The sequence below is a fragment of the Halorubrum lacusprofundi ATCC 49239 genome (assembly GCF_000022205.1).
GTDB classification, from domain to species: Archaea; Halobacteriota; Halobacteria; order Halobacteriales; family Haloferacaceae; genus Halorubrum; species Halorubrum lacusprofundi.
This window is the reverse complement of the sequence record NC_012029.1, coordinates 2,514,979-2,537,546: the sequence shown is the minus strand read 5'-3', so window position 1 is coordinate 2,537,546 and position 22,568 is coordinate 2,514,979. Positions and strand designations below refer to the sequence as shown.

The following is a 22,568-nucleotide window of genomic DNA, read 5'->3' as shown; positions in this document are numbered from 1 at the left end:
CCCGCGGTTCTCAGCGCTGAGAACCGATCGCGGGAGGGTGAAAACAGCGAGACCAACCGCGCTCATACCCAGTGACCGAGGAGATACGTCGCGCCGACGAGGAGCGTCCCACCGAACGTCTCCCGCGTCCCGATGCCGAAGGGAAGGAACGTCGGCGACGCGCCGTCTGGCGCCTCGTCGTCCGGGAGTTCCTCGTTGGGAGCGTCTCCCCCACCGCCACCGCTCGAAGTCCCTTCATCCGAGCCTCCATCGTCCGAGCCGTCGCCGTCTGCCTCGTCTGCCTCGCCCTCTCCGTCTCCTCCGTCTCCTCCTTCCGCTCCGTCGATCGCCGCCGAGTCGCCCCCGTCGGCGCCAGCGTCGTCGACGCGCGTCACCGACGGGTCCGCTTCCACGGTCAGCGTTCCGTTCACGCTGTGCCCGTCGATCGCGAGTACGTACGGGTACTCACCCGGCTCCAATCTGGCGTTGATCTCGCCGAACGTCTCGTTTTTCGAGGCTTCCGGCCCGACCGTCACGTGGCGCTCTTCGACGATCGTCCCGTCGTCGATGTCGAGTGACAGCCGCTCCCGGCTCTGCAACTGCCCGATGTTTTGCACAGTCGCAGAGAGATTCGACAGCGACTCGCCCCGGGTCACCGTGAGATTCGTCGTCGTCCCATTTGTCAGCCGCAGACGGGCGGGATCTCCGGCGTCCGAGACGACGAGGACCGTCCGGCTGTCCTGCAGCGACTGGCCCCGGTAGAGCCGGTAGCTCGCCTTCGTCCCGGGCGCCGCGTCGGCGAGCCCGCTGTCCACGGAGAAGTTCCCTCTGTCGATCGTTAACTCGGACTCGGTCCGTGACGGTCCCTCGTCGCCGTCCCTGACAATCGTCGCCGACAGCTCCGTCGCGGGCAGGATCGAGGTCGTCCCGGTGATACTCTCGTTGCCGGCCTCGATGAGGAGGTCGCGGTCGGCGGTGACGTGCTCGTAGCGGAGGTAGCGTTCACTGACGCTGAACGACGCCTCGGTGCTCACCCGACCGTCGGCGCTCTCGTGGTACGGATACTGCTCCGACACCCGGTCGTTCGCCTCCGACTTCGGTTCGAACGCCGCCGGCGGCTCTTGGCCGTCACGGAACGCGTACCGCTCGCCGTCGGTCCCCTCCAGAGCGAACTCGACCGCGAACTCGTCGCCCGGTTCGGGGTCGTCGGTGAACGGGCCCCCGTCGCTCGTGTCTATCGCGAGGTAGAACCGACCGGGCGCCCGATCGCTCTCGCCGCGTTCGAGCGTCTCTCCCTCCGCGAGATAGAGCGTGACGTCCTTCGGGTCGGCATTTGCGAGGTCGAACTCCGCCCCCCGCTCGTTTCGTCCGGGGTTCGTCTGCCGGATTCGCAGCGAGACGCCCTCCTCGGCCTCGAGGAGGTCGGAGAGGACTCGGTGATCGATCTGGGTCCCGGGCTCGATCGCCCCGGTCGACCGCCGCTCGGCGAAGTACGACAGGGCGCCCCAGATTCCGGTCGACTCGAAGCCCAGCACGACGCGGTCGCCCTTCGTCACCGCCGTGCGCTCGAGCCCGTTCTCCCTGAGCGCGCCGAGCGACTCGGTCTCGCCCTCGCCGTCGGTGATCACGTCGCTGTCCGCGGTCGTGAACACCTCGACGTCGTCGTGGAACGTCGGGCTCTCTAACACGAGGTCGGACTCCGCGGCCACCTTAACGGGGTCCACCGCACCGGAGTTCCGGACGATGAACGTCCCGTTCGTGACCGCGAGCCGGTATCGCTGCGGGGCGAGAGGGCGTGCGAGGCCGCTCGCGCCGGTTGCGCCAGCCGCGCCGGACAGCTCCGCGAGGCTCTTCGCGATCACGTCGCCGTCCCCGTTTCTGAACTCGAGGTCGCAGTTCGTGGCGGGGTCGCTACAGCTCTCGACGTTGCTCTCGTTCGTCCCGAGAAGCCGCGTGTTAATTGTCGTTGACCCGCCGGATGCCTTGACAACGTCGACGAACCCGACCGTTCCGCCGGAGTCGGTAAGCCGGTTGCCGCCGATCAGCAGGTACGCGCTATCGTTTCCGGACGCGCCGATGACGTGTCTGATCTCCACGGGATCCCCCGCCGTCCCGGTGTATGTCGGTCGGCTAAACGATCCGCTGATCTCCCGCCGGGCGGCGCCACCCGGTTCCGCTTCGTCGTCAGCCGCGATCGCCGGGGCGACCTCGTCTCCACCGCCTGTCGCCGCATCTCCTCCCATGAGAGTCGCTGATGCGGGGCCCGTGGCCGCCGCGCTGAGGAACGAGAGGAGTACCGCGATCGCGACCAGCACGACGCCGAGGTCCGAGAGCCGGGCGCGGAGCGTCGCTTCCATGTCCCTCTCCGCATTCCCCTCGCCCGGTTTCGTGTGCGAGCCGGCGCGCCCGGTATCCAAATCGGTCCGTCCGCTTCGACCGTCGGCCGTCGTCGTCCGGCCGGACCGATCCGCGCCGTTCGGTGAAGATCTGGAGGTCATCGTGGTGTCCGTTTCGCGTGACGGGCCGAGCCGTTCCGCCGGCCCGCTGTCGGTTGGTACGTCCTCGGGATCTCAGCGACTAAAGCGTACCCTCCCGATTATCGTGTCGGAGAACCAGATCGACTCATCGAGGAGGAACGCGAAGTAAATCGACGGACCGAAGCGGGATCGGGCCGTCAGCAAAGCTCCGAAGAGTTAAGTCCGCCCGCGGTACGGTTTCGATGAGGATGAAGACCTGCCCCCGATGTGACTCGTCGCTCGACGACGAGGCCCGCTACTGCGTCGACTGCGGCGCCCCTCAAACGGAGGACGCCGCCGAGGAACTCGACGAGTACGTACAGCGGCAGGCCCAGCAGGTGGCCGCCGAGTCCGGGGGGACGGGCGGCGGAGGCGGTGGGGACTTCGGAAACGCCGGGAACGCCGAGAGTGACGGCGGTGGGTCCGGGTTCGTCCCGACCGAGCAACTCACCGACCGCGAGCAGCTCTGGCGCCGCGGCTGCTACGTGTTCGGCTACGGGACGATTGTCGTCGCGCTCACGCTGGTCCCGCAGGTCGGCGCCTTCCCCCTAATTCTCGGCGGGATCGCGATCCTCCCGCCGATCCGTCGTCTGACCGCGGAGCCGCTCGGGAGCCCGCTGAAACGCGAGGTGATGGCCGGGCTGTACGCGGTGTTCGCGCTGCTCGGCGTCGCGCTGCTCGTTCTCTTATAAACACGTCCTCGAAAATCGCTACCAGAGGAACTCGCTACTCGATCCGGAAGCCGTTGGCTTCCTCAGCCGCGCGCACCAGATCGCCGATGCTGTCGCTCGCCGTGAGCCCCTGGCTCGCGGCGAAGCGCTTGATCGCCACCGGCGGCACGTCGACGGTCGTCTCGCTCGCGACGAGTAGGAGTCCGAGCGCCTCCGGCGTCGGCGAGCTCGGGCCCGCGTTGGACGCGAACCACGACACGAGCGAGTCGAACGTCGCCGTCACGTCGTTCGAGACCATCCGCTGGCGGGTGGTGTCGCCGTCGACGTGGAGCGTCGCGTCGATCCCGTAGGTGAACCCGTCGTCGTCGAAGGAACTCGCCAGCCATCGGCTCACCGACTGGCGGTCGACCTCGGGAGCGCTGTGGCCGCCCTGCGCCTGACCGCCTGCATCGCGGGGCGCGTCAGCGTTTCCGCCACCTCCAGCCTCTGCGCCCCCCGAGCCGCCGCCCGGGTCCGGCGGTCGCCGCTCCGCCGGGTTCGACGGGTCGGCGGACGTAAAGCCCGTCTCGTCGGCGGGGCGCCGGTCCGGCTGCGACCGGCGGACGTTGGGCCGGCCGTTCGTCCCGACGACGTACCGGCTCTCCCCGATCTCGACGACGCTCTCGTCGTCGGTGAAGTCGAGTTCGTCGGGGTCGGCCGGCGGTGCCTCGTGGTCACTCATGGCGTAGCCGTTGTGGTGCGAGAAAATAGGTGTTCCGGGCGGAGGGATCCGCCGGGAAGGTAGTTAGGGGGCTATTCGAGGCTCGTTAGAGCCGGACCGCTTCGCCGTCTTCGCTGTAGAGGTCGGGCGAAGTGAGTTCGAGTGAGGTCGTCGCCGACGCGGGCGAGACGATCTCGAGCGACGAGGATTGGCTCTGTCCGAAGGCCTCTTCGTCTGCAGTTTGGTGAGCGTAGGTCCACGTTCCACCGTAGACTGCTGTGCCATCGGTACCGTCCGCAGTGAGGCTCCCGAACGGTTCTGCGCCAGGGTTGAGGACGATGGTGTAATCGTTCTCGTCGTCCAGCACTGCACCGCCACTGCTGACCCAATCGCCTTGGGAATCTTGCACAGCGAACTCACTCGCATTGAGGCTGCTCGCATTGTATGTGCTCTCGTTATTGACTAGAGATGTACCATTTGCAGCCTCGTCGGTGAACACGAGGTTCGCCTGTCCGTTCGGACCGACCGCTTGGATCGTCGTCTCTGATAAGTCGATCTGATCGGACCCGGCCGCACCGGTAACGGCGACGCGGATCGACTCAAGTTCGCCGGTGCTGTTGTTCCCGACGATACCGACCTCGCTCGTCACGTCGATCCGTTCGGAGACGAGATCCGTACTCTCCTGTCCGGTTGCTTCCGCCTGCGACTGGAGGAAGCCGGCCGTGTTGATCAGGACACCGGCGGCGATCGCCGCCACCAGTACCATCGCGATGAACACGATGAGCGTACCGATGCCAACCTGACCGCGCTCTTCCTCGTTCAGTATTGTTTCGAACATTGTGTGTTGCGTTGGCCCCCGGCCTGCCCGGCGGGCGTTATCGCTACGAAGTGTAATTTCCCTATTAAAGACTCCGTGCAGATTATCCAAATTGATAAAACGCTGCAGTGTTGCGATTATCGGATTATTTTCTAGCGAATGATTTTTGAATATATCAACAAAGTCGTGATCGGATTATCGGCGTTGGATCTGTGAGAGTTCCGTATCGACGGTCGGATCGAGCGCGGTCGGCACGCGGATCCGCGACGCTCTCGCGTGCGATCGTCGGACAGTCGCTTCCCGAATCCGCTGGTCCGCCGCCGATCGCTTCGGCCGCTCCGCGGAGTTCCGACCCGCCTCAGCGATCTTGGATCTGCGCCAGCTCCGAGTCGGGGATCACGAACTCCCGCGTCCCGGGTTCGTACACCGCGAGGCTCCCGGCGACCAGCGCCATCGACGCCGCCAGCAGGCCGGTGTTGACGAGCAGCAGCGCCTGCGGGTTCGCGAACGAGGTCCGGAAGGCGGCCACGGGCGTCGCCACGGCGGCGAGGACGACGAGCCCGAACCCGACCGCGAGGTACGCCATCGCCGTTCGGCCCGACGATCGGTACGCCGAAACCGCGAACGCGAGCAGCGTCACGCTCGCGCCGGCCAGCACGGTAGTCGTCACGAGATACAGCCCCTCGATGAGCTCCATACCCACCGTGACCGGAGTCGACGTATAAACCCACGGTGGCGGCTATCACCGGCGATAACACCCGGAAATACCCGAAGAAGCCGAACGCCCGGCACACTGTTCGACAGCGTCCCGGAGCGGCATCTCGGCCGATAATGATTACCGATACCCTTTTAAGACTAAAAATCAGTTTCGATAACGTGAATGGTGGGGGACAACCTGATCACGGTGCTCGGCAACAAGTACAACACGGATATCCTGACCGCGACCGGCGACGCGATGTCCGCACAGGACCTCAGCGACGAACTTGACGTCCCGATCGCGACGTGTTACCGTCGGATCAACGAACTCGAGGAAGCTGACCTGCTTGAGCTCCATGACCGACCGCTCTCGGACGAACACCGCCGTGTGAAGGTGTACCGCCGGAAGGTCGACGGCGTCGAAGTCGACTTCCGCGACGGGCTCACTGTGGAGGTCGAGGAGCGCTCCGCGGTGAAGAACCGGCTCGATGACGTGTGGCGTGATCTCTCGTCGAGTAAGTAACACTCCGCGTTTGTCTCCGAAGATCGCGTTCGTCTCCGCCAGCCCGCGTTCGTTTGTATCCTCGCTGAAGTCAGAACGAGGGCTCTTCTGACCGCCCCATCATCGAGAATCCGCCGGCCCGCTCGTGGACGGTGATCCCGCCCTCACCGATCTCCATCGGGAAGATGTCGGTGTCGATATCCTGCTTCCGCATCTTTGCCACCCAGACGTAGCGGTTGACGCCGGAGTCGGTCGGCGTCTGGATGAAGTAGATATTCCCGTCGGTGAGGAAGTTCTCCAGTCCGACCTCGGTGTCGGGGAACACCGCGCCCTGCTCGTTGATGAGCAGCGAGGTCAGCCCGGGGGCCTTGAGGATGTCCGAGAACTTCAGCAGGTACGTCCGCTTCTCCTGTTCGGCGTCGAAGAAGAGCTGGAACATCGATAGCGAGTCGAGGACCAGCCGATCGAACTCTCCATCTTCGATCGTGTCGAGCAGCTTGTCGACTGCCGTCGAGAAATCGGTCTCGCGCAGCATCTCTCGCTTGTCCAAGATAACGATGTCGCCGCTGTCGACGAGGTCGCCGAACCCCTCTAACCCGATCGACTCGGCGGCGCCGCGGATGTCCGCTTCGTCCTCCTCGAAGGAGACGTACACCCCGCGCTCGTCGTGTTCGGTGACGCCGTGGTAGAGGTACTGGATCCCAAAGATACTCTTGCCCGTACCGGGGTTTCCGGAGACGAGGACCGTCGATCGCTCCGTGATTCCGCCGGTGAGGATCGAGTCGAGCCCCTCGACCCCGGTGGAGACGAGTTCTGACATTCGTCCCGTTCTTAGCAGCGGGAGTATATAAAAGACGATCCGACGGACCGACCGCACGGACGGCGACAGGTTTATTCCTCGACACGCCGCCCCTTCGTGTATGCCCGGTGAAGCGTCCCCCGTCGACCCCGGCGGTGATCGGCGGTGAGCAATCCATCGGTCCTCGTCGTCGAGGACGAGCCGGATATCGCCGCGTTGTACGCCGGCTTCCTCGAAGAGCGATACGACGTAGATCTCGCCGAGACAGCCGCCGAGGCGATCGATCGGGTCGACGGCGCGGTCGACGTGGTGTTGCTCGACCGTCGACTCCCAGACGGGAGCGGCGACGACGTGCTCGAACACATCCGTGAGGCCGGCTACGACTGTCGGGTCGCGATGGTCACCGCCGTCGAGCCCGACTTTGACATCATCGACATGGGGTTCGATCTGTACCTCACCAAGCCCGTCAGTCGCTCGAAGCTGCTGGCGGCGATCGAGACGCTGTTGACCCGCAGCGAGTACGACGGCCTGATCCAGGAGGCCGCGGCGTTGGCGAGCAAGCGCGCGGTGCTCAACACCCAGAAGCCGGCCGCCCAACGTGAAGGGAACGAGTCGTACGCCGAACTGGTCGAGCGGCTCGAAGACCTCGACGCCAACATCGACGAGCTCGGCGAGTCGCTATCCTCCGACGACTACCGCGCGATGTTCCGTGATCTCGGTGAGGCCTGACGCGGCCGGATTGACGCTTCTGTTCTCCTCGATACGTCGCTACGAGAGCTGTTCGCCGATCAGCCGGTCCGCCTCGGCGACGAACGCATCGCGCTCGCCGATCGGGATCGTCGCGCCCGCGGCCACGTCGTGACCGCCGCCGTCGCCGCCGACGGCCTGACTCGCCTCTCGCATCACTGCGGAGAGGTCGAGTCCCTGCCGAACCAGGGAGTGTGATCCCCGCGAGGACACCTTCAGCTCCTCGGCGCTCTCCTCGGCGAACGCGATTACGGGCTTCGAGCGATCGAGCGCCGGCGAGCCGATCGCCATCCCCGCGACGATCCCGACGATCGTCTCGCGGATCCGCGAGCCAGCGTCGAACCACTGGAGGTGCTGCTCCTCAGTGACGCCCTCGCTTTTCACCCACTGAAGCCCCTCAGAGAGGTTCTTTCTGTGGTTCCGGAGGAGCCGGCGCGCCTCGGAGAGTGCGTCACCCCGGTCGCCGAGACACACCGCGAGTCCCACGTCGGCCCGTTCATACCGGGCGGTGGCGTTGAGGAGCGTGGAAAACTCGCTTACGTCCCGCAACTCTGTGCCGGGCTCCTCGTCGACGAGGGTGTAGGAGGTACCGACGAGCGCCTCGATCCGGTCGGCGGGGACGCCGGAGGCGACGGCGCGGCGCATCAGTCCGGACGCGAGAATCTGTCGCTCCCCTGCATCGAGGTCGACCCAACGCCGCCACTCTCCGTCGCGTTTCACCTCGATGTCGAGGTCGGTGAGGAAGGAGATCGCACCCGCCTCGTCGTTCGAGACACCCGGGATCTTCACGTCAGAGGCGTACTCAAGAAGTTTCGGGAGCGGGCGCGTCTGCCTGCCGTACAGGTCCAAGTCCGTCCGTGTCTCGATGACGCCGGCGTCAACGCCGTCGGCGACGATCGCCTCGTTGGCGCCGATGAGCCCGCCGTCGGAGTCCTGCATGTCGCCGACCGCGCCCACCACCGCCAGTGCGGCGAGGTCACGGTTGTCGCCGTCGGGGCCCTCCAACGCGCGGGCAAGCACGTAGCTCGCGCCCGCGCCCGACAGCTCGCTCGCGCCGTTTAGCCCCTCAAGGAGGGGGTTGAGGTGGAAATCCGTGTCACGGTCGGCTGGCTGATGGTGGTCGGCGATCACGGGGACGAAGTCGCCGCGATCCTCGTGGCCAACGATCACGTCGAGCTGTCCGGAGCCGAAGTCGGTAAAGAGCACTACGTCGAACTCACGCGCGGCGATCCCCGCGATCGATTCGGCGTCGAGCTGCTTTTCGAAGACGACCTCGTGGTCGATCCCGGCCCGCGCGAGCGCCGTCGAGGCGACTGCGCCGCTGGTAAGCCCATCAGCGTCGATGTGGGACGCGAGTAGCACGCGGTCCGCTGCGCGGAGCCGGCCGGCGCAGGCGTTCGCGCGCGCAGTGAGCTCCGGCACGGGAGGATCGGCGACTGCCATTACGACTCGTTGGCTCGCGATCGGGGATAAACTCACGCTTCGGCCGGTCGGCGGGAAGCGACTGCGCGTCTCGCCGTCTCCGCTCCGACACAGGCGGAGGCATCACTTGCCGTAACTGACGGTTATAGATGTTTGTAGATATATGCACTACACACATGACACGTGGGTTCAACACCCGGAGTCTCCACGCCGGCGCCGAGGCCGACCCGGCGACCGGGTCGCGCGCGACCCCGATCCACCAGACGACCTCGTTCGTCTTCGACGACGCGGAGACGGCGGCGGAGATGTACGCGCTCCGGGCGGAGGGCCACATCTACTCCCGGCTCTCCAACCCGACCGTGAGCGTCCTCGAAGACCGGATCGCCGACCTGTCGGGCGGCTCCGACGCGGTCGCGACCGGCTCGGGGATGGCCGCGTTCGACGCGATAACGACCGTGCTCGCGAGCGCGGGCGACAACGTCGTCGCCAGTTCCGAGATGTACGGCGGCACGGCCGCGTACCTCACCAGCATCGCGAACCGCCGCGGAGTCGAGGCCCGACTCGTCGACACGCTCGACGACGAGGCGTACGCGGACGCGATCGACGACGACACCGCGTTCGTCCACGTCGAAACGGTCGCGAACCCTTCGCTCGTCACGCCCGACTTCGAGCGGCTCGCGGAGATCGCCCACGAGAATGCGGTCCCGCTCGTGGTCGACAACACGTTCGCGACCCCCTACCTCTGTCGGCCGTTCGAGCACGGCGCCGACATCGTTTGGGAGTCGACGACGAAGTGGATCACGGGCAACGGGACGACCGTCGGCGGCATCGTCGTCGACGGCGGCCAGTTCCCGTGGGACCACCCCGACGCCGACTACGACGAACTCGACGGGCAGTCCCCCGCCTACCCGATCGACTTCGTCGAGCGGTTCGGCGACGCCGCCTTCGGCAACGTCGCCCGGCAGCGCGGGGTGCGGCCGACCGGCGGCCAGCAGTCGCCGTTCGACGCGTGGCAGACGATTCAGGGGCTCAACACGCTCCCGCTCCGGATGGAGCGCCACTGCGAGAACGCCCGGACCGTCGCCGAGTTCCTCCAAGACGACGACCGGGTCGATTGGGTGACGTACCCCGGCTTCGAGGACCACCAGAGCCACGACAACGCCGCCAAATACCTCGACGGCTACGGCGGGATGGTCACCTTCGGCGTCGACGGCGGCTACGAGGCCGCCAAGACCTTCTGCGAGGCCGTCGACCTGACGAGCTTCCTCGCGAACATCGGGGACGCGAAGACGCTGGTCATCCACCCGGCCTCGACCACGCATGCGCAGATGGACGAAACGCAACAGCGGCTCGCCGGGGTCTACCCGGAGATGCTCCGGCTCTCCGTCGGAATCGAGGACGCAGACGACGTGATCGCCGACCTCGATCAGGGGCTCACCGCCGGCGAACGCGCCGCGACCGACACGGAGGTGTGACGCCGTGAGCACCGTTCCGACCGACCACGGCGTCGCCGCTCTCGGGGAGTTCGTCTTCGAGTGCGGCCAGTCGGTCCCCGATCTGGAGGTCGCCTACGAGACCCACGGCGAGTTCGACGGCGACAACGTGGTGTTGGTCTGCCACGCGCTCACCGGTAGCCAGAACGTCGCCCGGTCGCCCGCGCCGGAGCGCAACGAGGGGACCCGCGGAGCCGGGCAGGCCGGACAGGCCCGCGCGTGGTGGGACGACATCGTCGGCCCGGGGAAGGCGATAGACACCACGAAGTACTACGTCGTCTGCGCGAACGTTCCCGGTTCCTGTTACGGCACCACGGGGCCGGCGAGCGAGCGCCCAGCCGACCTCGACCTCCCCGAGGAACCCGATCACGACCGGTGGGGGACCGCCTTCCCGCCGGTGCAGGTCGAGGACTGGGCGCGCTCGCAGCGCCGTCTGCTGGACCACCTCGGCGTGGGCCGGCTCCGAGCCGTCGTCGGCGGGAGCGTCGGCGGGATGAACGTCTTGGAGTGGGCGAAGCGCTACCCCGACGACGTCGACCGCGTGGTCGCCATCGCGACCGCCGGTCGCCTCGACGCGCAGTGTCTCGCGCTCGACGCGGTCGCCCGGCGGGCGATCCGCGCGGACCCGAACTGGAACGGGGGCAACTACTACGGCGAGGGCCGCCCCTCGCCGGACGAAGGGCTCGCCTTGGCCCGTCAGATCGGGCACATCATGTACCTCTCGAAGGCGTCGATGGAGCGGAAGTTCGGTCGTCGCTCGGCGGGCCGCGACTCGCTGACCCGCGAGGAGGGAGATTTGGGTCTCCCGCCGGAGCCAACGGCGGCCTTCTTCCCGTACCGCGAGGTGGAGTCGTACCTCGACTATCAGGCGGAGGGGTTCAGCGAGCGGTTCGACGCCAACAGCTACCTCTACCTCACGCGCGCGATGGACGAGTACGACCTCTCCGCCGGCCACGGCACCGACGCCGACGCGCTCGCCGCCTTCGAGGGCGAGGCGCTGTTGATGAGCTTTACCGCCGACTGGCACTTCACCGTCGAGCAGTCGTCGTCGCTTGCGGCCGCCTTCCGCGATCGGGATGTCCCCGTCGCCCACCACGTGATCGACTCCGATCACGGCCACGACGCGTTCCTCGTCGAGCCCGAACATGTCGGCCCGCCGCTGCGTGACTTCCTCGTGGAGGGGGTCGGAGGTCGGGCGGTCTCCGATGACGGCGGCGGTGGGGGTAACGACTCCGCGCGGCCCGAGCGGGACCACGCGCCGGTTCACGCGAGCCTTTTTAAAGGGTAGTTGAGGTTTACAACCATAGCTGCTGTGCTGTTGGCGCGCCTGCGAGCGGTCGCCATCGACGGCCGCGACGAGCTGGGGCTTTGGAGGCGTTCACCGCCGGATCGGTGTCAATACTTATCGGTGCACCTCTGAGCAGTCAAAATCACCCACCTCATACGTACACGATCAACCATGACAACGTTCATAGTTCTTGACTCCGTGGTGTGTGAGGTATGCCCGGTGGACACTCCCAGACGCTTCGACCGTTCCTGTGGCGCGCCGAACGACTGTACCCCGACACCGAGATCGTCTCCCGGACTCACGAGGGGCGGACGCGGCACACGTACGCTGAGTACGCTGACCGAACCGCACAGCTCGCGAACGCGCTCGACGAGTACGGGATCGAACGCGGCGACAGGGTTGCGACGTTCTGCTGGAACCACACCCGCCACTTCGAGACGTACTTCGGCGTCCCGAGCACCGGCGCGCAGCTCCACACGATCAACCCGCTTCTACCCGACGAGCATATCCAGTACATCGTCGACGACGCCGCCGACGAGATTGTCTTCGTCGACGCATCGCTGGCGCCGAAACTCGCCGGCGCCGCCGATGGCGCCGCGGAGTTCGACGACGTCGACTTCGTCTCCATGGGCTCGTCAGAGATCGACGCGCTTGATGCCACACCGTACGAGGAGTTCATCGCTGACCAACCGACCGACTACGACTGGCCCGACCTCGACAGCGACCAGCCCGCCGGCCTCTGTTACACCTCCGGGACGACGGGGAAGCCGAAGGGCGTTGAGTACACCCAGTCGATGCTGTGGAGCCACACGATGGCCTCCCAGACGCCACAGGGGATCCCGATGGAGGACTCCGACGTGGTCATGCCAGTTGTCCCCATGTTCCACGTCAACGCGTGGGGGATGCCGTTCACCGCGACCGCGGCGGGCGCGAAACACGTCTATCCGGGGCCGTCGCCGGACCCGGCCGACCTTGCGGCGCTGATCGAGGAAGAGGGCGTGACCGTCTCCGCGGGCGTCCCGACGGTGTGGCTCGGCCTCCAGGAGTACATCACGGGGGGCAACGACGTGGACCTCTCGACGCTCGACACCGTGATCGTCGGCGGCGCGGCTGCGCCGCGGTCGATGATCGAGTGGTACGACGACCGGGGCGTCGAGGTGCTCCACGCGTGGGGGATGACTGAGCTGTCGCCGATCGGCACCGTCTCGCACCTCACCTCGGACCTGCGCGACGCCGACTACGAGACGCAGGTCGACAAGCGCTCGAAACAGGGACTCGTCGTCCCCGGATTGGAGTTCGAGGTGATCGATGAGAACGACGAGGAGATTCCGTGGGACGGCGAGGCGTTCGGCGAGCTCCGGATCCGCGGCCCGTGGGTCACTCAAGAGTACTTCGCACGCCCCGACGCCAGCGAGGAGGGGTTCGAAGACGGCTGGCTGAAGACTGGCGACGTGGTCACCGTCGACGAGGACGGCTACATCCAGCTCGTTGACCGGACGAAAGACGTGATCAAGTCGGGCGGCGAGTGGATCTCCAGTGTCGAGTTGGAGAACGCGATTATGGCCTACGACGGCGTCAGCGAGGCGACCGTGGTCGGCGTCCCGCACGAGCGCTGGCAGGAGCGCCCGGTCGCGTTCGTCGTCGCGGCCGACGGTGTCGACCGCGAGGCGCTCGTCGAGGAAATCGAGGCCGGACTCCGCGAGGACTACCCGAAATGGTGGGTACCGGACGCGGTGGAGTTCATCGACGAGGTGCCCAAGACCGCCACCGGTAAGTTCTCGAAAAAGGACCTCCGGGAACAGTACGCCGACCAGTCGCTCGTGGAGGGGTCCGTTCCGAAAAACGACGCGCCCGAACAGGAGTAGGTCGTTAACGGGTCGACCGCGGGTGGTCTATTCGCCGTCGCGGTCGCCGATGACCCACTTGTGCGAGTAGCTCTCCCCACAGGTGCAGTGGGCGTACGCGTGGATCACGTCGCCCTCGGCGTAGAGCCCGCCGACTTCCTCATTTTGCGCCTCCGCGAACGCGAAGATGAACCGGATCTCGTGATCGTCGTCGGGATTCTCCTCGGTGAACGGACACGCCCCGTCGTCGAGCAATCGCGCGATCTCGCCTTCGGCGCCCATCGCCGTCTTCGCGAACTCCATCGCGCCCATACCGGTTCCGGCCTGAAACGCGGACCGACCGGTCTCCCCGTCGAGGATCAGCCGAACCCCACCGTCAGTCTCAGTGCCGACGTTGCGGAGCCGGGAGTCGTCGTCGAGATACGCGTCGCTCAGGTAGAAGACCACGTCGTCGAGCCGCTCGCCCGCGAGGAACTCGTCGAGGTTGCTCATGCCGGCCGGACGCACGTGAACCGTAAAAAGCGTGCGAGTCGGCCCGAGGGCGCCCGCCTCGATCCGGCCCGTCTCGCCCCCGACGCCCCCCAACTCGCGCGGAATCGGGGTAAGTGTTAATACGAACCACTGAGATCAGTCGTGTGATGAGTGCGCAAACGCCATCCGAAGACCGGCTCGTCGAGTGGGCGAACCTGGTCGACGAGAACGTGCCGGAGAAGCTCCGAGAGGAGCGATCCGGTGACTGTTAACTTTCACCCCGGTTCGCGAAGGCTTTAGGCCGACGGCGGCGAAGCCCCGCCGATGGCGACTGAGGCCACCGGCATCGACAGACCCCTGCTCGTCGACGACTTCCTTCAGCGGCGCCGCTACCAGCTCCAGCTCGCGGACGCCGCGGCCGACGAACACACACTCGTCTGTCTCCCGACCGGTCTCGGCAAGACGACGGTCAGCCTGCTCGTCACCGCCGAGCGCCTCCACGAAGTCGGCGGGAAGGCGCTCTTTTTAGCCCCCACAAAACCCCTCGTCCAGCAGCACGCCGACTTCTACCGCGAGGCGCTCTCGATTCCGGACGACGAGATCGTCGTGTTCACCGGCGACGTGAAACCCGACGATCGCGCCGCGCTCTGGAACGACGCCCGGATCGTGATCGCGACTCCGCAGGTCGTCGAGAACGATCTGGTCGGCAACCGGATCTCGCTGCGCGACGTGACCCACTGCACCTTCGACGAGTGTCACCGCGCGACCGGCGACTACGCGTACGTCTACATCGCCGAGCGCTACCACGCCGACGCGGCCGACCCGCTCGTCACCGGGATGTCGGCCTCGCCCGGCGGCGACACCGAGGAGATCGAGACGGTCTGTGAGAACCTCGGGCTCTCGAACGTGGAAGTGATGACCGAGGAGGACGCCGACGTCGACGAGTACACCCACGACACCGACGTGCAGTGGGAGCAGGTCACGCTCCCCGACGAGGTCATCGCGATCCGCGACGCCCTCAACGAGGTGATAACCGACCGACTGGAGAAGCTGAAGTCGCTCGGCGTGACGAACAAGACAAGCCCCGACCTCTCCCAGCGCGACCTCAACGAGATGCGCGGGAAGCTGAAGAAGATGATGGACAACGACCAGTCGGACGGGTACAAAGGGATGTCCACCCACGCCGAGGTGATGAAGCTCCGGCGTGCGACCGAGCTGGTCGAGACCCAGTCGGTCGAATCCGTTCGTCGCTACTTCGAGCGCCAGCGCGAGGCCGCGCGCTCCTCCGGTGCCTCGAAGGCGAGCCAGCGGATGGTCGCGGACCCCAAAGTGCGCGAGGCGATGCGGAAGGCCGAGGCGTTCGACGGGCTCCACCCGAAGTTCTCGAAGGCCCGCATCCTGCTGGCGGAGACGCTCGGGATCAACGAGGGCGAGCGTGCCATTCTGTTCACCGAGTCCCGCGACACCGCGGAGGCGCTCGTGGAGTTCCTCTCGACGAGCTTCGACGTGCGGAAGTTCGTCGGACAGGGCGACAAGGAGGGCTCCGACGGAATGAGCCAGAAACAGCAACAGGAGACGCTCGACGAGTTCAAAGCCGGGGACTTCGAGGTACTCGTCTCCACGAGCGTCGCCGAGGAGGGGCTCGACGTCCCAGAGGTCGATCTCGTCTGTTTCTACGAGCCGGTCCCGACCGCGATCCGCTCGATCCAGCGCAAGGGCCGGACCGGCCGGCAGGCCGAGGGGAAAGTCGTCGTCCTGATGGCAGAAGACACCCGCGACGAGGCGTTCTTCTGGATCTCGCGGCGCCGCGAGAAGAAGATGGCCAGCCAGCTCGCCGAACTGAAGGAAGCGACCGACGACATTGAAGAGACCGTCGACGATGGACAGGCGGGGCTCGACGCGTTCGCCGGGGGATCCGCCGGGAACGACACGAAGCCGGAAGCCGACAATAGCGCGGCAGACAGTGACGATGGCGGCGACGACGACAACACCGACGCCGGACTCACCGACTTCGCGGCGGAGGCGCGAGACGGAGACGCCGATGGGGAGGATAACGATGACGACGGAGGCGACGAGAGCGACGGGGGCGACGAGAGCGAGGGAGACAGCGACGATGCCGGCGAGGTCGAGGCAAGCGAGGGGGACAGCGACGATGCCGGCGTCGTCGCGACCGCTGGCGTCGACGAGGGCGTCGAAGTCGTCGTCGATCAGCGCGAGCTCGACTCCACCATCGCGAAGGACCTCTCGACGCGCGACGGACTCGTCACCCGGCTGGAGACGCTCGCGGTCGGCGACTACGTGCTCTCCGACCGGGTTGCCGTCGAGCGCAAGTCGGCGGCGGACTTCGTCGACTCGATGCTCGACTCCGATCGGTCGATGTTCGAGCAGGTCGGCGAGCTCTCGCGGGCGTACGCCCGCCCCGTGATGGTCGTCGAGGGGACGAACCTCTACGGCCAGCGCGACATCGACCCCAACGCGATTCGCGGCGCGCTCGCGTCGCTCGCGGTCGACTTCGATGTGAGCGTCCTCCGCACCGAGGGCGAGTCGGACACCACCGAACTGCTCGCGACGATCGCCAAGCGCGAGCAGGAGACGCGGGACCGCGAGGTGAGCGTCCACGGCGAGAAGACGGCGAAGACCCGCGCCGAACAGCAGGAGTACGTCGTCTCCTCCATTGCCGACATCGGCCCGGTCACCGCGCGCACGCTTCTCGAACACTTCGGCACCGTCGAGGCCGTGATGACCGCGCCGGAGGACGACCTACTGGAGGTCGACGGGGTCGGCCCGGTGACCGCCGAGCGCATCCGTGAAGTCGTCGGGAGCGAGTACGAGTAACGCCCGCGTTTCCGCCAGCGAGCCGGCTACTCGAACCCGCTCACCAGCGTCACCACCCACTGGCCGAGGTCGTACTCCGACCTGACTTCCACCCGCGTCACCCACTTCACCCACTGGAACCCCCGCCTGTCGGGCGCGACCAGCCGAGCGGGCGCGCCGTGCCCGTGCGAGAGGCGCTCGCCGCCCACGTGCGTTGCGAGCAGCGCGTCCTCGGCCTCCTCGATCGGGAGGCTCCAGCGGTAGCCCGTCACGGACGTGAACCGGACGTATGCCGGCTCGCGGTCGGAATCCGCACCGGGGGTTTCCCCCGCGGCCGCGACCCCGCCGGCCGCGTCGAGGAGGTCGCCGACGCGGATCCCGCCCCACTCTTGGACCGTGTACCAGCCGCTGGTGCAGTCGAGCAGGGCCTCCGTCTCGTGGCCCGCGGCGAGGTCGCTGGCGTTGAGGGCGATCGGGTCGACGACGAGTCCGTCGACCATCAGTCGGTAGGGTTCTCGGTCGATCGGGTCGGGGTCGTCGGCGACCCACGAGGTGATCGGGAACGCGCCGTTCCCCTCGCCCTCCCGCGGCTGTGACCCGGTGAATCTCCGGTCGGAGCCGGCCGTGTCGAGCGCGTCGTTGGCGGCCTGCTGGAGGCGGTACGTCGCCGCGCCCGCGGCCAGCAGGACGGTGTAGCGTATCGCGGTGCGCCGCCGCTCGAAGTCGACCCGTCGCGGGAGCCGGAACCGAGTCGCCGCGTGCGCGGCTACAAGCGGGACGAGCGCGAGGCCGAACCCGACGTGGACGGAGAGGAGGGTCCAGTAGGAGAGTCGCACGTCGAGCCCGAACACCCAGACGATCCCGGTCGCAAGCGTGCCGAGCGCGGCGACGAGCGTCAGGACTGACAGCGCGGTCGACCGCCGCCACAGGCTCGGATCCGTGAGCCGACGGCCGACACGCGCGAGTTTCCACGCGAGCAGTGCGACGATCCCGATCCCGAGCGCGCGGTGGAGCCAGAACAGCGGCCATCCCTCGGGGACGCCGACGGTGAACGAGACGAGCCCGGTCATCGCCTCGGCGACGACGAACGCGAAAAGTGACCAGTCGACCGCGCGCGGCGGCGGCTCCAGCCGGTCGAGCGCCCCACCGATCCGGGATCTCACGTCCATCTCGGCCGTGGTAGGTGCTACCGGGACAAAAGCGTCGTCACAGCTCGTACACTTCCCCATCCACCGCCAGCGGCTCCTCGAACGCTTCGTCGGGCGGGTAGAAGTGCGCGAGGTGGACGAGGCGGGTGCGGTCCGCGTCCAGCTCGTCGGCAAGCGCGAGCGCGCCCTCCCGGGTCATGTGTTTCGAGCCGAACGTGCGCGGGACCCCGTCCGGGCCCTCGTGGCGCCCGCCGATCGGGTGATGGTCGCAAAGCGACGCGGGGACGATGGCGTCGGCGAGCAGGAGGTCGGCGTCGGCGAGCGCGTCGCGGGACCGCTCTGGCACGTCGTAGCTCGTGTCGCCCGTCAACGAGAGCTTGGCGCCCGTCTCGGGGTCTTCGATCACGACGCCGTAACACAGGAGCGGCGGGTGGTCGACGGGGACGAACCGAACCTCAAACCCGCAGCTCTCGAACGGGTCGAACGGGTCGCGGGAGTGGACGCCGATCCGGTCTTCCAAGTAGTCGTACTTGCTTCGGATCGTCTCGGCGACGCTCTCGTCGGTCGCGGGATCGGTCTCCGACGGCGCGTGGACCGGGAGCCCGTCGACCAGCCGGTAGACGTTGCCGAGCCCGTCCAAGTGGTCGAAGTGGATGTGCGTCACGATGCCGGCGTCGGGCAGCGGAACGTCGTTGTCGAGGAACTGGCTCCGGAAATCGGGGCTGAAGTCGACGAGTAGCGACTCGCCTGTGCGCTCGTTCGCGACGTGGACCGAGAACCGCGAGCGCGACACCCCGCGCTCGCGCGCCGCGGCGCAGGTGTCGCAATCGCAGCCGACCGTCGGCGTCCCGGTCGTGTCGCCGGTTCCGAGGAGGGTGACCCGCATCTCGGCTCGGCATCCACGGCCCACCGACTTAGCGTCCGTGGTCGACCCGTCGATTTGGCGTCTGCGATCGACCCGCCCAGCCGGCGGCCGCGAGAGGAAGAACCGGGTTCCTCCGACCACTTCGAGTTAGGGCTGCCGCACCCGGATCGTGCCGTTGGTGTCGACGGTGACAAACAGCCGATCGCGAACCTCGCGTCCGCGGACCGCGTCGCCCGCACGCTCCCCGATCGTCTTCATCAGGTCGGGTGCGGTCTGGTTCACCTTCACGCCCGCGTCGTCGCAGGCGTCGTACACGCGCTTCGGCGCGTCATAGAGGTCGGTTCCCGCCTCAATCTCGACGCGGACGGGAGCGGCGAGCGCCTCCGCGAACGCGACCGTCTCGTGGGCGCTCGCCACGTTGTTGCGGGCGCTGGCCTCGACGCTAGAGACGTTCGCACGGGAGGTACCCAGCCAGTCCGCGATGTCGGACTGGCGGAGCCCCCGTTCGCGGAGGGCCAGCACCTCGGCCTGCCGGCGGGTGAGGACGCTCTCGTCCGCGTCGAACCCCGCGCGCTCCAACAGCGCCGCGGCGTCGACGTTGTCGGGGTCAGGGTCCCGGTCTGGATCGGGGGGCCCGTCGTCTGCGACCATACGTGTCATCAGGAGACGCGCGCCCAAAAAACGGCGGTTTCAACGGGAGTGGACGGAACAGAGAGGGTGCAAAACGGGACCAGAGTCGGCGACGGATCGGTAACGTCTGGACTGTCCGTGGGGTGGGACCGCTCTCGGGACGGTCTACTTGCCCCAGAAGTTTTCGCGGCTGCCGAGCCGTTCGCGGTCGGGACGGTCGCGGCGCCGGTCGCCTTTGCCGTCATCTTCCTCGGTGTCGTCGGCGTCGTCAACGTCGTCGCCGGCGGGGTCATCCCCGTCGCCGTCGTCGCCCTCGCCTTCCTCCGGATCGTCGGGGAGGCGCTCGACGACATCTTGCGCGGTCGCGTGGCTCGATTTCACGCGGTGGATCCGGACCTCGGCACGCGCCGGGGGGAGCAGGCCGTCGACGAGGACGATGAAGCCGTCGTCGGTACGCCCCACGCCGGCGCCGCTCTCGTGGATGTCGTCGACCTCGACGACGATTTCCTCGCCGGGCTGGACCGGTTGCTGTTTCAGCTCGTAGATGGGCATGTCGTAGTGGTTACACCACTCCGCGCCGCCCTTGTTGCCGTAGTGTTGGCACCCCATTCCCTCGATTCGTTCGTCGAAGCTGGGGCAATCGTCGGCGAGTGGACAGTCCGCCATACCGTAGAAGAGACCGGCCGCCATTGAAACGTTTTCGACTGGGCGGCCGATGAATCCGGCGTATCGGCGCCTCATTCGGGTGAACGGTGGGTAAATCGATCAGTCGGTCGAGTCCCAACGCCGACCTAGAGGAACTCCCTGACCTCCGAGTACCACATATCGTGGTGATCGACCGCGTCGACCGCGTCCGCCACGTCGACCGCGATCGCATGCCAGCACCGCTCCGAGGGGTCCTCGGCGTCGAGGTTGTAGGTCGCGTCTGCGCAGGTACACTCGCCGTCCTCGATAACGTACTCGTCGTCGTGGCCGACGACGACGGTGAAATCGCGGTAGCGCTTGACCCGTCCCTCGCCGACCGCCTCTATGGCGCGTTTCCCGCGGTCGCCGTGTTCGTCGACGACGGCCGCGGCGATCGGGCCGGTCAGCTCCCCGGCCTCCGCGATCGCCGCCTGCCAGTCGTCGACCGGCTCCATATCGCCCTCTTTTCGGGCGTTCGGTTAAACACCGTCGGTCAGGACGGGAGTCGCTGACGGCTCTAAACAGCCGACAGCAACACCACTCTCTCACTTAAAACCCATCGCGCTGGGGATTGCGCCGCGCTACTCCAACACGATCAGCACGTCGCCCATATCGACGCTGTCGCCCTCGCCGGCGTGAACGCTCACGACGGTGCCGCCGCGCTCGGCGACCACGTCGTTTTCCATCTTCATCGCTTCGAGCACACAGACCACGTCGCCGGCGGCGACCTCGTCGCCCTCGTCGACGTCGACCGAGAGGATCGTCCCCTGCATCTCCGCCTCGATCGCCTCGCCGCCCTCAGCGATGTCGACACCGTCGTCACTCCCGTCGTCGGACTTCGCCTGCGGGGGCCGCTGCTCGCCACCACTGCCGCCGGCGCCGCCCATCCCGCCCTCCGGCACCGGGATCGCGGGTGCGCCGCGCTCCTCCAGTTCGACCTCGAAACGCTTGCCGTTCACCTCGACGGTGAACTCGCGTTCGGACACCTCTTCATCGTCGTCGCCGCTCGCGGACGACTCGGTGCCCCACTTCTCCTGTGCGTCCGCGACCAGCGCCTCATCGAGCTCCTCGTCGAGGTACTTCGTGGTGTGGGTGCCCGCGACGAACCGCTCGTCGTCGAGCATGAGACGATGGAACGGGACGATGGTGACGACTCCTTCGAGGTCGTACTCCGCGAGCGCGCGCTTCGACCGCGCGAGACACTCCTCGCGGTCCGAACCCCACACGATCAGCTTCGCGATCATCGAATCGTAGTCGGTGACCAGCTCGTCGCCCTGTCGGAGCGCGTCGTCGACGCGGACGCCGATTCCGCCCGGTGGGTCGTAGGTCTCCAAGCGTCCCTCGTTGGCGGGCTGGAAGTCGGCGGCGGCGTTCTCGGCGTTGATCCGGAACTCGATCGCGTGGCCGTCAAGCTCGACGTCGTCCTGCGAGACGGAGATGCCCTCCCCGGCGGCGACCCGGAGCTGCTCTTTCACGATGTCGATCCCCGTCAGCTCCTCCGTGACGGTGTGTTCGACCTGAATCCGCGTGTTGACTTCGAGGAAGTAGAAGGGCGTGTCCGGCCCGAGCAGGTCCGACGGGTCGCGGTCCACGTCCTCCTCGACGAGGAACTCGACGGTGCCGGCGTTGGTGTAGTCGGCGGCGGCGACGCCGCGGCGAGCGGACTCGCCGATCTGCTCGCGCAGTTCGTCGGAGAGCGCGGGGGAAGGCCCCTCTTCGATCACCTTCTGGTAGCGGCGCTGGAGCGAGCAGTCGCGCTCGCCGAGGTGGACCACGTCGCTCTCGTCGAGGGACCCGTTACCCTCGGGGTCGTCTGCGACGATCTGGACCTCGATGTGGCGGGGGTTCTGTAGATAGCGTTCGAGGTAGACGGAGTCGTTCGAGAAGTACGCCTCGCCCTCGCGTTTCGCGGATTCGAGGGCCTTCTCGGCCTCGTCGGCACTCTCGACGACTTTCATCCCGCGGCCGCCGCCGCCGCCCTCGGCTTTGATCGCGACGGGGTAGCCGTGCTCGTCGCCGAACTCGGTCACCGCCTCGACGTCGGTAACGGGCTCGGTCGTCCCGGGGACGATGGGCACGTCGGCGTCGTCCATCACGCGGCGCGCGTGGGTCTTCTCCCCGAGCCGCTCCATCGCGTCGCTCGACGGACCGACCCAGGTGATCCCGTCGGTCGCCTCGACGCGGGCCGCGAAGTCGGCGTTCTCCGCGAGGAAGCCGTAGCCGGGGTGGATCGCGTCGGCGTCGGCCGCCTTCGCGGCCTCGACGACCGCCTCGCCGTCGAGGTACGAGTCGGCAGCGCGGGCCGGTCCCACGTTGTACGCCTCGTCCGCGTACCGGACGTGACCCGCGTGTTTGTCCGCGTCGCTGTAGACGGCGACGGTGTCGACACCCAGCTCAGCACAGGCGCGCATCACCCGAACCGCGATTTCTCCGCGGTTCGCGACCAGAACCTTATCGAACATTCCTGCACGTTCCTTCCACC

General features: G+C 67.2%; 20 protein-coding genes. 7 read left to right on the top strand and 13 right to left on the bottom strand.

The window, feature by feature from the left end:
• Positions 1 to 62: 62 nt before the first annotated feature.
• A complete protein-coding gene (locus HLAC_RS12705) occupies positions 63 to 2,477 on the bottom strand; it encodes a BGTF surface domain-containing protein (protein WP_015911244.1) in 2,415 nt (804 codons plus the stop codon).
• A 227-nt stretch (positions 2,478 to 2,704) separates the two neighbouring features.
• On the opposite strand from HLAC_RS12705, the gene HLAC_RS12700 reads away from it, so the two are divergent.
• Positions 2,705 to 3,187, top strand: coding sequence for a zinc ribbon domain-containing protein (locus HLAC_RS12700; protein WP_015911243.1), 483 nt, complete (start codon positions 2,705 to 2,707; stop codon positions 3,185 to 3,187).
• Positions 3,188 to 3,221: 34 nt separating this feature from the next.
• Here HLAC_RS12700 and HLAC_RS12695 read toward each other — a convergent pair whose 3' ends face one another.
• From HLAC_RS12695 to HLAC_RS12685, 3 genes are all read right to left on the bottom strand, one after another.
• A complete protein-coding gene (locus tag HLAC_RS12695) occupies positions 3,222 to 3,887 on the bottom strand; it encodes a DUF7500 family protein (RefSeq protein ID WP_015911242.1) in 666 nt (221 codons plus the stop codon).
• 85 nt (positions 3,888 to 3,972) lie between these two features.
• Positions 3,973 to 4,704 (bottom strand): archaellin/type IV pilin N-terminal domain-containing protein, encoded by a 732-nt coding sequence (locus HLAC_RS12690; RefSeq protein ID WP_015911241.1) that lies wholly within the window; start codon positions 4,702 to 4,704, stop codon positions 3,973 to 3,975.
• Positions 4,705 to 5,041: 337 nt separating this feature from the next.
• On the bottom strand, positions 5,042 to 5,380 hold the full coding sequence (locus tag HLAC_RS12685) for a DUF7521 family protein (protein ID WP_015911240.1): 339 nt from the start codon (positions 5,378 to 5,380) through the stop codon (positions 5,042 to 5,044).
• Between the two features lie 183 nt (positions 5,381 to 5,563).
• Between HLAC_RS12685 and HLAC_RS12680 the strand changes: the two genes are divergently transcribed.
• A complete protein-coding gene (locus tag HLAC_RS12680) occupies positions 5,564 to 5,902 on the top strand; it encodes a helix-turn-helix domain-containing protein (RefSeq protein WP_015911239.1) in 339 nt (112 codons plus the stop codon).
• Between the two features lie 70 nt (positions 5,903 to 5,972).
• Here the strand turns inward: HLAC_RS12680 and HLAC_RS12675 are convergent, their stop codons facing one another.
• A complete protein-coding gene (locus HLAC_RS12675; protein WP_015911238.1) occupies positions 5,973 to 6,701 on the bottom strand; it encodes an RAD55 family ATPase in 729 nt (242 codons plus the stop codon).
• A 144-nt stretch (positions 6,702 to 6,845) separates the two neighbouring features.
• Between HLAC_RS12675 and HLAC_RS12670 the strand changes: the two genes are divergently transcribed.
• On the top strand, positions 6,846 to 7,409 hold the full coding sequence (locus HLAC_RS12670; RefSeq protein ID WP_015911237.1) for a response regulator transcription factor: 564 nt from the start codon (positions 6,846 to 6,848) through the stop codon (positions 7,407 to 7,409).
• Positions 7,410 to 7,448: 39 nt separating this feature from the next.
• Here HLAC_RS12670 and recJ read toward each other — a convergent pair whose 3' ends face one another.
• Entirely contained in the window at positions 7,449 to 8,870 is a 1,422-nt protein-coding gene (gene recJ, locus HLAC_RS12665; RefSeq protein ID WP_015911236.1) for a RecJ family nuclease, read from the bottom strand.
• Positions 8,871 to 9,025: 155 nt separating this feature from the next.
• Here recJ and HLAC_RS12660 point away from each other — a divergent pair, with 155 nt between their 5' ends.
• The 3 genes from HLAC_RS12660 to HLAC_RS12650 all read left to right on the top strand — a co-directional run bounded on the left by HLAC_RS12660 (position 9,026) and on the right by HLAC_RS12650 (position 13,495).
• Positions 9,026 to 10,324 (top strand): O-acetylhomoserine aminocarboxypropyltransferase/cysteine synthase family protein, encoded by a 1,299-nt coding sequence (locus HLAC_RS12660; RefSeq protein ID WP_015911235.1) that lies wholly within the window; start codon positions 9,026 to 9,028, stop codon positions 10,322 to 10,324.
• A gap of 4 nt (positions 10,325 to 10,328) precedes the next feature.
• Positions 10,329 to 11,630, top strand: coding sequence for a homoserine O-acetyltransferase MetX (metX, locus tag HLAC_RS12655; RefSeq protein ID WP_015911234.1), 1,302 nt, complete (start codon positions 10,329 to 10,331; stop codon positions 11,628 to 11,630).
• 212 nt (positions 11,631 to 11,842) lie between these two features.
• Positions 11,843 to 13,495: a long-chain fatty acid--CoA ligase gene (locus HLAC_RS12650; protein WP_015911233.1), complete on the top strand. Its 1,653-nt coding sequence runs from the start codon at positions 11,843 to 11,845 to the stop codon at positions 13,493 to 13,495.
• Positions 13,496 to 13,522: 27 nt separating this feature from the next.
• On the opposite strand, the gene HLAC_RS12645 is transcribed toward HLAC_RS12650, so the two are convergent.
• Positions 13,523 to 13,966: a DUF5807 family protein gene (locus HLAC_RS12645; protein WP_015911232.1), complete on the bottom strand. Its 444-nt coding sequence runs from the start codon at positions 13,964 to 13,966 to the stop codon at positions 13,523 to 13,525.
• A 303-nt stretch (positions 13,967 to 14,269) separates the two neighbouring features.
• On the opposite strand from HLAC_RS12645, the gene HLAC_RS12640 reads away from it, so the two are divergent.
• On the top strand, positions 14,270 to 16,780 hold the full coding sequence (locus tag HLAC_RS12640) for a DEAD/DEAH box helicase (RefSeq protein ID WP_015911230.1): 2,511 nt from the start codon (positions 14,270 to 14,272) through the stop codon (positions 16,778 to 16,780).
• A gap of 26 nt (positions 16,781 to 16,806) precedes the next feature.
• On the opposite strand, the gene HLAC_RS12635 is transcribed toward HLAC_RS12640, so the two are convergent.
• The 6 genes from HLAC_RS12635 to HLAC_RS12610 form a co-directional block, all read right to left on the bottom strand.
• Entirely contained in the window at positions 16,807 to 17,928 is a 1,122-nt protein-coding gene (locus HLAC_RS12635; RefSeq protein ID WP_015911229.1) for a molybdopterin-dependent oxidoreductase, read from the bottom strand.
• Between the two features lie 37 nt (positions 17,929 to 17,965).
• Positions 17,966 to 18,793, bottom strand: a complete 828-nt coding sequence (locus HLAC_RS12630; protein WP_015911228.1) for an MBL fold metallo-hydrolase — start codon at positions 18,791 to 18,793, stop codon at positions 17,966 to 17,968.
• A 126-nt stretch (positions 18,794 to 18,919) separates the two neighbouring features.
• On the bottom strand, positions 18,920 to 19,423 hold the full coding sequence (locus tag HLAC_RS12625) for a Tfx family DNA-binding protein (protein ID WP_015911227.1): 504 nt from the start codon (positions 19,421 to 19,423) through the stop codon (positions 18,920 to 18,922).
• A gap of 144 nt (positions 19,424 to 19,567) precedes the next feature.
• Positions 19,568 to 20,068: a TRAM domain-containing protein gene (locus tag HLAC_RS12620; RefSeq protein ID WP_015911226.1), complete on the bottom strand. Its 501-nt coding sequence runs from the start codon at positions 20,066 to 20,068 to the stop codon at positions 19,568 to 19,570.
• 125 nt (positions 20,069 to 20,193) lie between these two features.
• On the bottom strand, positions 20,194 to 20,541 hold the full coding sequence (locus HLAC_RS12615) for a hypothetical protein (RefSeq protein WP_015911225.1): 348 nt from the start codon (positions 20,539 to 20,541) through the stop codon (positions 20,194 to 20,196).
• Between the two features lie 126 nt (positions 20,542 to 20,667).
• Positions 20,668 to 22,548 (bottom strand): acetyl-CoA carboxylase biotin carboxylase subunit, encoded by a 1,881-nt coding sequence (locus tag HLAC_RS12610; RefSeq protein WP_015911224.1) that lies wholly within the window; start codon positions 22,546 to 22,548, stop codon positions 20,668 to 20,670.
• Positions 22,549 to 22,568: the final 20 nt, after the last annotated feature.